At 72.8% G+C, this 2,604-nt stretch carries 2 protein-coding genes and 1 pseudogene; all 3 read right to left on the bottom strand.

Features of this window, described 5'->3' with window-relative positions; translation table 11 throughout:
* Positions 1 to 52: 52 nt before the first annotated feature.
* Positions 53 to 1,258 carry an NAD(P)/FAD-dependent oxidoreductase gene (locus PHQ87_RS15885; RefSeq protein ID WP_300236550.1) on the bottom strand — a complete coding sequence of 402 codons (1,206 nt, stop codon included), beginning with the start codon at positions 1,256 to 1,258 and terminating at the stop codon, positions 53 to 55.
* 37 nt (positions 1,259 to 1,295) lie between these two features.
* Entirely contained in the window at positions 1,296 to 2,117 is an 822-nt protein-coding gene (gene cobA / locus PHQ87_RS15880) for a uroporphyrinogen-III C-methyltransferase (protein WP_300236548.1), read from the bottom strand.
* Positions 2,114 to 2,604, bottom strand: a pseudogene (locus tag PHQ87_RS15875) (DNA-binding protein YbiB); the annotation flags it as partial. The pseudogene PHQ87_RS15875 and the gene cobA, both read right to left, overlap by 4 nt.

Genomic DNA, 2,604 nt, shown 5'->3' with positions numbered 1-2,604 from the left:
GGGGTAGGGGCCCCGTGTCGGGTGGGTCGGGTCATGGTGCGTGGAACACCTGTCACAGTGCCTGCGCACAGGCGTGGGCGCTGGCCCAGGCCCACTGGAAGTTGTAGCCGCCGAGCCAGCCGGTCACGTCCACCACCTCGCCGATGAAATGCAGGCCCGGCTGGGCCCTGGCCTCCAGGGTCTGTTGCGAGAGCTCGCGCGTGTCCACGCCGCCCAGCGTCACTTCGGCCTTGCGGTAGCCCTCGGTGCCGGTGGGCACCAGCTCCCAGCGGGCGAGTTGCCCGGCCAGCCGGGTCAGCGCCTTGTCGCCGGTCTCGGCGATGGGACTCTGCCAGTCGGGGCTCTGCTGCGCCCAGGCATCGGCCAGGCGCGCGGGCACCCAGCGCGCCAGCTCGTTGGCCAGCCGCTTGCGGGAGTGGTGCTTGGCCGCGGCCAGTTCCGCGGCCAGGTCGGTCTCGGGTGCCAGGTTGAGGCGGATCGGCGTGCCCGGCTGCCAGTAGCTGGAGATCTGCAGCACCGCCGGCCCGGACAGGCCGCGGTGGGTGAACAGCAGGTCCTCGAGAAAACTGGCCCGCGCCTTGCCCTGGCCGGTGCTGATGTCCACCGGCAGCGCCAGCCCCGCCAGCGCGGCGTATGGCGCCCAGTGGGCGCCGTCGAAGGTCAGCGGGACGAGTCCCGGGCGCGGCGTGACGAGCTTGAGCCCGAACTGCTGCGCGAGGCGGTGGCCGAAGTCGGTGGCGCCGATCTGGGGAATCGACAGGCCGCCGGTGGCGATCACCAGCTTGCCGGCCGTCACCGTGCCGCGGCCGGTGTCCAGCTCGTAGCGGCCGTCGCCGCCCTGGCGCACGGCCTGTACGCTGCAAGGCTGCCAGCGCGTCACGCCGCCGGCGCCGCATTCGGCCAGCAGCATCCGGATCAGGTCCTCGGCCGAGCGGTCACAGAAGAGCTGTCCCTTGTGCTTTTCGTGGAACGGGATGCCGTGCCGCTGCACCAGCGCGATGAAGTCGGCCGGTGTGTAGCGCGAGAGCGCCGAACGGCAGAAGGCGGGGTTTTCGCCCAGGAAGTGACGGTGGGGCGCGCGCGGGTCGATGTCGCGGTTGGTGAAGTTGGCACGGCCGCCGCCCGAGATGCGGATCTTCTCGGCGACCTTGGGGCTGTGGTCGAGCACCAGGACGCGCAGGCCCCGTTGACCGGCGATCCCCGCGCAGAACAGGCCGGCCGCGCCGGCGCCGATCACGGCAACATCAAATGCAAGCATGGCCCGCAGTGTAGGCGGGATGCGGGGCGGCCCCCGCTCAGGCGGCCTGAACCTGCGCCTGCGTCTCGGCCTGTGGCTGGTGCAGGGCGGCGATGCCGCGCACGACGTCGCCGACGACGATCACCGCCGGGCTGCCCAGGCCTTCGTCCGCCAGGGTCCGGGTCAGGGTGCCCAGCGTGGCGACGGCATGGCGCTGCTGTGGCTGGCTGGCGTGCTGGATGATGGCCAGCGGGGTGTCGGCCGGCAGGCCGGTGAGCAGGTCGCGCTCGATCTCGTCGGCGTGGGACACACCCATGTAGATCACCAGCGTGAGCCTGGCGTCGCGCGCCGTGGCGGCGAGCTGGCGCCAGTCGGTGCCCTTGTCGCCAGGCTTGGCGTGGCCCGTGACGAAGACGACGCCGTGCGCGCGGTCGCGGTGGGTGAGCGGCGCGCCCAGCGAGCTCAGGCCGGCCAGGCCGGCGGTGATGCCGTTGATGACCTGCACCGGGATGCCGGCCGCGCGCAGGTGCTCGACCTCCTCGCCGCCGCGGCCGAAGATGAACGGGTCACCGCCCTTGAGGCGCACCACGGTCTCGCCCTGGTGCGCGGCCATGATCATGAGCTTTTCGATGAAGGCCTGCGGCGTGCTCTTGCAGCCGCCGCGCTTGCCGACGTGCACGAGGCGGGCCTGGGGCGAGGCGTAGCCCAGCACCCCGTCGCCCACGAGGTCGTCGACCAGCAGCACGGTGGCCGCACCGATGGCGCGGGCGGCCTTGATGGTGAGCAGCTCGGGGTCGCCGGGGCCGGCGCCCACGAGCGTGACGGTGCCCGGGGCCGGCAGCATCCCGGCGGGAGCGGGAAAAAGGGTGTGTGGTGTCATGGGCTGACCTGGGCTGCCAGGACCGCCTGGCCGGCGGGCATGGGGCGCAGTTCCTGCAGGATGAGTGCCGCCTGGCGCGCGATCGGCGCGGGTACGGGCAGTTCGCCGTCGAGCACGCGGCGGATGTAGGCGGCGGTGGCGTCGGGCGAGATGTCACTGGGCAGCTCGGGCAGGCTCGCGAGCGATCCCTCCTGCGCCGGCTGCAGCAAGTGCCGCGCGCCGTCGCGGAAGGCGTCCATGCGCGGGGTGCGCCGGGCATCGGCCACGGGTTCGCCCTCGGTGCCGCGCAGCAACATCGCATGGGCGCCGACGAGCGCGAAGGTCTCGGCCATGGACACCGCGTATGCGGGGTGGGTGTAACTGCCCACGACCAGGGCATGGCCCTGGCAGGGGTTCATGAGCTTGACCAGGCTGTGGGCCGGGTTGCGCAACCCGACGACGCGGCGCACGTCCAGCAGGCGCTGGAGGCCGGGGTGCAGCAGCCCGG

Origin of the sequence: Hydrogenophaga sp. (genome assembly GCF_028698005.1) — a bacterium.
GTDB lineage: Bacteria > Pseudomonadota > Gammaproteobacteria > Burkholderiales > Burkholderiaceae_C > Hydrogenophaga.
Note: the sequence above shows the minus strand (reverse complement) of the source record. Positions and strands in the feature narration are given on the sequence as shown.